Source organism: Ornithinibacillus californiensis (assembly GCF_001038485.1).
In the GTDB taxonomy this organism is placed as follows: domain Bacteria; phylum Bacillota; class Bacilli; order Bacillales; family Amphibacillaceae; genus Ornithinibacillus; species Ornithinibacillus californiensis.
The window spans coordinates 1-6,579 of the sequence record NZ_LDUE01000054.1 but is presented as its reverse complement, the minus strand read 5'-3'; the positions used below and the strand labels follow the sequence as shown (position 1 = coordinate 6,579).

Here is a 6,579-nt window from a genome sequence, read left to right as displayed (position 1 = left end):
TGAAGGAAGTATAGCTATAATTAAGCCACGAAAGAGAAAGTAAATCACTTAATTTCCACAATTAGATATGTAAAAAAATGGGAACAAGGTCTACATAACTCCCTGTTCCCTTTTTTAATTTTATATACCGAAATTAGTTGTAAAAAAATTACTATTATAGGTTATTTTTACATTGGTGCAATACTATTGGGACAGTCCCCCACCGCTTTAAAGTGCTAAAGCGATGAGGGACTGTCCCCAACTAAATGCCCCCTTTTTTCACCTTCGTTCGATTATATAGGTGAAAGGAGGTGTTAGGAATGGCAGTAGCAGATATGACTAGTTCGCAGCTGCGTCTTGTGCTTCACGATGGGAATGACCCTGTATCGGGTAATCCAATTTATAAAGCGAAAAGCTTTAACAATGTGAAGACAGATGCAACTGCAGATCAACTGTATGCAATCGCGAATGCTTTCGCTGGATTGCAACAACGCCCACTATTTAACATCGAGCGTAAGGATAGCTCGGATATCCGTCAGGGTTAATTAGTATGGCGGTAGTTTGATGGTGTAATACGTAGAAATTTGAAGAAAGGAGGGTATAATGTGAAACAGCTTGAATTAAAATTCGAAAATGCAGATGGTAAAACAGTGACTTATTCTGTCGAAATGCCGATTGAACCGGTAGATCCAGCTGCAGTATCTGCAGCGATGGATGAGATCTTGGCACAAAATGCTTTCACAACGAGTGGTGGCGATTTAGTTGCGAAGAAAAGCGCTCGTGTCGTAGAGCGTATTGTAGAAGATATCGAAATAGCTTAATTCCTGGAGGAGGTTGCATGTAGAGGGACAGTCCCTCTACGGGCAGCTTCCTTTTCTTACATGAAGGAGGTGTTTAGAGTTGGAGAACTGGATTTCGCTCTTAACAGAAGTAGGCTTTCCAATTGCGGTAACATTTTATTTACTACACCGCATTGAGGATAAGCTAAACACTCTAATAGAGTCGATTCACGCATTGCCAGAGAGAATGAAGTAGGAGAGAGTACTCAACTCTCCTACTCAAGTTTACATAATGAGGGACAGTCCCTCAACACTTTAGCACTGTGCAGTAGTGAGGGACTGTCCCCTCTAACCATTATTGACGCGAAAGAGATCTTCCTTAATTTTGCTAGTGGAGATTCCTACGGTTCTTGGTAAATAGACGACTTCGCAATATTCTTTGAGAAAATCGAATTTTCCTTTCCAATCATCTCCCATGACAAATAAGTCGACATCATGTTTGATAACATCTTCAACCTTCTGCTCCCAGGTTTCTTCTGGGATCACTTCGTCTACATAACGAATCGCTTCTAAGATTGCTTTTCTATTTTCATAGCTGTGATAGGCTTTTTTATTCTTTATCTTGTTGAATTCGTCTGTTGAAATGGCCACGATCAAATAATCGCCCATTTCCTTAGCGCGTCTAAGTATATTAATGTGTCCGTTATGAATTAAATCAAATGTTCCGTACGTAATAACCTTTTTCATTGGACATACCACCCCCATTGTGGATTTTTATAGTTCTTGGGTGATGAAACTTAGATAGTATTATAATATCATATCTTTACAAAGACTTAACATTAAATTTACAATAGTGATAATATTATATAAACTTGCTTATGATATGTTACGCGTATTTTTACCTAAACACCATTTTACATCCTACGAGAGGAGAAAGATCCTTGAGCGTAATTCTGAATAGAACCATTCAAGACATTATCTTTGATGGTAAGACATTTAGCTTGACTATAGCAATAAAAAATTCATTCATTGATTCTTATGATTCCTTTCATTTTGAAATCATTCAGCGAAATACGGAAAATGCCTATGTGATTCCATACCATTTTGCAAACTCACTTGATGATTATAACCTGTATCAGGTAGATATAAATCCACAGGAATTAGCTGATTTCTTTTCACAAGGAAATACCTTTGATCTTGGCATTGTACGAATAAAGGGGGAAGAAGAGGTTTATTCTCGGGTGAAAAGTAACTATGACAATATAGAATTCTTGCGTTATTACCTTACTGATAAACTTATCTTCTATCCTGCAACGACCAAAATGGGAAATGTTAGTTTCTATATTAAAGAGGATTTCCTCTTGGCTAAAATTGATGAACTTACTATTTCGACGGATACAAATTTAACGTTACAAGGGTTGTTTTTACCGCCGAAAGAGGTGGAGCAGAGTAACATTGAACTACAAATCTCAAGTAGCAATGACGAATCAACTAGAATTCCCATCACACACAAATACTCCTCAGATGAACTTTCTAATCATATATTTCAAGCAGATCTTAATCTTAGCGAATACATGATAAAAAACCACTCAGATTTTCTGAAATTTCATTTACTACTAACAACACCAAATGGGCAAGTCATTCAAAGTCACCGAATAAAAATAAACCATGTAAAACAGAATTATCCGGTTCGAAAAGTGTTTATAAAGGGTAAAGAGAAATATCGAGTGACCGTAAAACCAACACAACAGTCTAAGTACTTATCGATTGGCATTACTGAATATAAGTTACTGAAAGAATTGAAACAAACCTATAAAGAAAAGTGGATTCATTTTAGGCGTAGTAAAGAATTATTAAAAATATTCACTTACGCTTTCCGTGTTCTTGGGAGAATTATGCCGGTTAATAAAAAGCTTGTCATGTTTGAGAGCTTTCATGGAAAGCAATATAGCGACAACCCGAGGGCCATTTACGAATATATGCAGAAAAATAATCCGGAATACAAACTGGTGTGGAGCTTTGACCGAAGGCATTTTGCAGGGTTCCAGGGGCGAGATATTAAAATGGTGCGGCGGTTCTCCATTCGCTGGTTACTAGTTATGACAAGGGCAAAGTATTGGGTAACGAATGCAAGACTACCGTTATGGATTCCGAAGCCAAAGCATACAATCTACTTACAGACTTGGCATGGGACGCCACTTAAGAGGTTAGCGGCTGATATGGAAGAGGTCCATATGCCTGGTACCAATACCGAAAAGTATAAGAAAAATTTCATTAATGAAGCAAGTAAGTGGGATTATTTGATTTCGCCCAATAGATATTCGTCGAAAATCTTCCGGCGTGCGTTCCAGTTTCAAAATGAGATGCTGGAGACAGGATATCCAAGAAATGACTTCCTGTACAATAAGAATACTGAAGAAGATGTAGCTAAGGTAAAATCACGGCTAGGAATTGCCACAGAGAAAAAGGTGATTCTGTATGCACCAACCTGGCGCGACAATCAGTTTTACCGAAAAGGAAAGTATAAATTTCATTTAGAGCTAGACTTAGAAAAAATGCGGGATGCCTTTGGGGACTCCTATGTTGTAGTCTTGAGACTGCACTATCTCGTGTCGGAAAATCTTGATATTAGTGGATTGGAAGGATTTGTCTATGATTTCTCTACACATGAGGATATTCGAGATTTATATGTAGCGGCTGACATGTTAATAACAGATTACTCTTCCGTGTTTTTCGATTATGCAAACTTGAAGCGGCCGATGTTTTTCTTTGTCTATGATATAGAGGAGTACCGCGACAACTTAAGAGGCTTCTATTTCGACTTTGAGGAAAAAGCACCAGGACCACTAACGCGCACAACAGATGAGTTGATCGTGGAAATTCAACAAGCCGAAGCAGGTGAATTCACATACAACAAAGACTTCTACCAACGATTCTGCTACCTAGAAGACGGAAACGCCGCAAAACGAGTAGTCCAAAACGTATTTAAGTAAGAGGGGGAGGGATAGTCCCTCACCACATTAAAGCTTTACCACTTTAAAGCGTTGAGGGACTGTCCCCCCTAGGAGGTAAATTTGATGAAGGCTGTTGTAACAGTACTGTCTGAGCAAGTGAAATTCTTTTACTTACTTCGCAGACTCTCTTGGTATGAGATAAAGAGCAAAAATAAAATGACCTATTTAGGTATTGGCTGGGAGCTCATTAACCCAGGTATCCAGATTGCGATTTACTGGTTTATCTTTGGTTATGGTATTCGCAGGGGAGAAGGTATTGATGGTGATCCTTTTTTTCAATGGATGCTATCAGGAATTATTGTTTGGTTTTTCTTTAACCCATCAATCATCGAAAGCTCTAAGTCTATCTACCAGCGCGTAAAAATGCTATCTAAAATGAACTTTCCTATGAGCTTGATCCCAAATATCGTGATTTTTTCTAAGTTTTATGCACATATCGGGTTACTAGTGTTAGTGATTATCATCTTAAATGTTTCCGGATATCCTGTTTCGATTTATTATTTACAGCTCCCACTTTTTATTTTCGCAACTTACTTATTTATTTTTGCGCTGTCGCTAATTACGTCAACATTGAATACATTTATCCGAGATTTACAGATGCTACTTCAAGCGGTACTAAGAATGCTTTTATATATGACACCGATACTCTGGGCAACCTTCTCCTTACCTGAGTGGATTCAGCGCATGATGAAAATCAATCCACTGTACTATCTCGTCGAAGGATATAGAGCATCTTTACTAGGAAAAGAATGGTACTTCATTACAAACCCAGGTTACTCCTTATATTTCTGGGGAATAACACTCTTCCTACTACTAGTAGGAGCAAGCCTCCACATAAAATTCAGAAAACGCTTTATCGATTTTATCTAAGGGAGGGACAGTCCCCCGCCGCACTAATGCGTTACCACTTTAAAGTGGTGAGGGACAGTCCCCCCTAATAGGAGAAGTGGTTGTATGGAAACTTCGATTTCGGTTCGAGATGTGACCAAGAAGCATAAATTATATTCCAGTACTTCACAAAAGTTGAAGGATATTTTCTTACGCAAGGATTATGGCGAGGACTTCTATGCCTTGAAGGGTGTTAGTTTTGAGGCGAGGCAAGGTGAAGTTGTCGGTTTTGTCGGAATTAATGGTGCTGGAAAATCGACACTAGCTAATATCATCGCTGGAATACTTCCTGAGACTACAGGAGAAGTGGACGTTAAAGGTGAAGTTTCGTTAATATCGATCTCCTCTGGATTGAAAGGCAACTTAACTGGCCGTGAAAATATTGAATTAAAGTGTCTCATGCTTGGATTTTCGAAGCGGGAAATTGAGGAATTGGAACCGCAGATTCTTGATTTCGCTGAGTTGGATAAGTTTATTGATCAACCAGTTAAATCCTACTCTAGCGGAATGAAATCCCGCCTTGGCTTTGCAATAGCGGTAACAATTGACCCTGATATTATCATAGTGGATGAAGCGTTATCTGTTGGTGACAAAGCATTCGCAGAAAAGGCATTTCAAAAAATGATGGATTTTAAACAGTCTGGAAAAACGATTATCTTCGTCAGTCATTCCATTAAACAAATGAAGAAGTTCGCTGATAAAGTGCTCTGGCTTGAGTTCGGAAAAGTAAAAGCATTCGGCCCCACCAAAGAAATTCTACCAAACTATGAAGACTTCATCAAAACCTACAAAGCCATGACAAAAGCAGAAAAAGAAAACTATCGAAGGGAGGGACAGTCCCAATGTCATTAAGTTAAGTTTACATTTTTTACCACAGTTAAACTAATTAGTTCTTCAAATCTCATTTATCCTATTAAAGTTTAAGTGAATTTTGATACAACATAAAAAAGGCAATAGGATGCCCGGGAGATGGAAATATCTATTTTTTCATCCCCTGGTAGGCATCCTATTCTATTTAGAGCGGGTTATAACGCAGCCTTCTGTACTAATCCATTTCTATTAGCGCTCAAGTTTCTAGTACGTCGTTTGTAACTTCGTCCTGGTCGTATTGGGATTCTACTCCTTTTTGCTTCTTCGAGCAACTGTTTGTAAATTTTATTTCGTTTTCTCGGATTATCTTCTAATATCAAATGAATAAGGTTTGATTTTAATTTACCAATTATTATGTTGGTATTTGATTTGTATAGATACTCTAGATTCTTTCCTTCTTGTTCCTTCAAAATAATTTCATCAACTTCATGTGCCATAAATGACGCCATATTCGATAGAAACATAGTGGCATAATAATCCTGCTCCACTGATAGTGGAGTATCACCTGTAAACTTCTGAAGCTTCAGTTTGTTTTTTAATTCATCAAACTTGCTTTCAATTCCCCATCTTTTGAAATAGAGTACTTTGAAATCTTCTAGTTTGAACCTCTTATCTACAATATTCGTTAGGAGTAATTCTTCTTGTCCAGAAGATAGTTTAATTCGAATAGCACGTAATCGTACTATCTTACCCTGCTTCTTAATTTCAACTAGTTGATCTGGAATAGATGGATCAATGAAAGCTTTATAATTATTGATGGGAGTTCTGATAATAAACTTTACATTAATGTCTACAAGATAGTCGAAGAAATCGATGGATGGATATCCTCTATCAAACAGAAATAGATCATTATCCGTAAGGTTCTCCTTGAAGGATTCCAGTAATTCTTTAGCTAAGTGACGCTCACTATCCGTACATTTTGTAATTAATGCTTTCACAATTAGATTATTTTCGATATCATAGATACAGGATGCCAGTGCGCGTGCCAATTCTAGCGAATTGCCTTTCGAAACGCCAAAGGCGTCCTTTAATCTTTTAGAATTATTTAT

8 protein-coding genes are annotated in these 6,579 nt (G+C 37.7%); 6 read left to right on the top strand and 2 right to left on the bottom strand.

Annotated features, from left to right (window positions below; all coding sequences use genetic code 11):
• Nucleotides 1-299: 299 nt before the first annotated feature.
• The 3 genes from TE34_RS12695 (at nucleotide 300) to TE34_RS20765 (ending at nucleotide 1,014) form a co-directional block, all read left to right on the top strand.
• A complete protein-coding gene (locus TE34_RS12695; RefSeq protein ID WP_047985194.1) occupies nucleotides 300-524 on the top strand; it encodes a DUF1659 domain-containing protein in 225 nt (74 codons plus the stop codon).
• Nucleotides 525-584: 60 nt separating this feature from the next.
• A complete protein-coding gene (locus tag TE34_RS12690; protein WP_047985193.1) occupies nucleotides 585-800 on the top strand; it encodes a DUF2922 domain-containing protein in 216 nt (71 codons plus the stop codon).
• A 79-nt stretch (nucleotides 801-879) separates the two neighbouring features.
• Nucleotides 880-1,014, top strand: a complete 135-nt coding sequence (locus TE34_RS20765; RefSeq protein ID WP_084710708.1) for a YvrJ family protein — start codon at nucleotides 880-882, stop codon at nucleotides 1,012-1,014.
• 92 nt (nucleotides 1,015-1,106) lie between these two features.
• Here the strand turns inward: TE34_RS20765 and tagD are convergent, their stop codons facing one another.
• Nucleotides 1,107-1,505 (bottom strand): glycerol-3-phosphate cytidylyltransferase, encoded by a 399-nt coding sequence (tagD, locus tag TE34_RS12685; RefSeq protein WP_047985192.1) that lies wholly within the window; start codon nucleotides 1,503-1,505, stop codon nucleotides 1,107-1,109.
• A gap of 194 nt (nucleotides 1,506-1,699) precedes the next feature.
• Here tagD and TE34_RS20430 point away from each other — a divergent pair, with 194 nt between their 5' ends.
• The 3 genes from TE34_RS20430 to tagH all read left to right on the top strand — a co-directional run bounded on the left by TE34_RS20430 (nucleotide 1,700) and on the right by tagH (nucleotide 5,512).
• Entirely contained in the window at nucleotides 1,700-3,751 is a 2,052-nt protein-coding gene (locus TE34_RS20430; RefSeq protein ID WP_047985191.1) for a CDP-glycerol glycerophosphotransferase family protein, read from the top strand.
• An 84-nt stretch (nucleotides 3,752-3,835) separates the two neighbouring features.
• Nucleotides 3,836-4,642: an ABC transporter permease gene (locus tag TE34_RS12675; protein WP_047985190.1), complete on the top strand. Its 807-nt coding sequence runs from the start codon at nucleotides 3,836-3,838 to the stop codon at nucleotides 4,640-4,642.
• An 84-nt stretch (nucleotides 4,643-4,726) separates the two neighbouring features.
• Complete coding sequence (gene tagH, locus TE34_RS12670; protein ID WP_047985189.1) at nucleotides 4,727-5,512, top strand: teichoic acids export ABC transporter ATP-binding subunit TagH; 786 nt, start codon at nucleotides 4,727-4,729, stop codon at nucleotides 5,510-5,512.
• Between the two features lie 173 nt (nucleotides 5,513-5,685).
• Here tagH and TE34_RS12665 read toward each other — a convergent pair.
• Nucleotides 5,686-6,579 (bottom strand): transposase (locus TE34_RS12665; protein ID WP_047983132.1); only part of this gene is annotated, 894 nt, incomplete at its 5' end.

What these genes read in the sequence shown, in the direction of transcription:
- TE34_RS12675 (WP_047985190.1), top strand. Translation starts at nt 3,836, where the DNA reads ATGAAGGCTGTTGTAACAGTACTGTCTGAGCAAGTGAAATTCTTTTAC.
- tagH (WP_047985189.1), top strand. Translation starts at nt 4,727, where the DNA reads ATGGAAACTTCGATTTCGGTTCGAGATGTGACCAAGAAGCATAAATTA.
- tagD (WP_047985192.1), bottom strand. Translation starts at nt 1,505, where the DNA reads ATGAAAAAGGTTATTACGTACGGAACATTTGATTTAATTCATAACGGA.
- TE34_RS12695 (WP_047985194.1), top strand. Translation starts at nt 300, where the DNA reads ATGGCAGTAGCAGATATGACTAGTTCGCAGCTGCGTCTTGTGCTTCAC.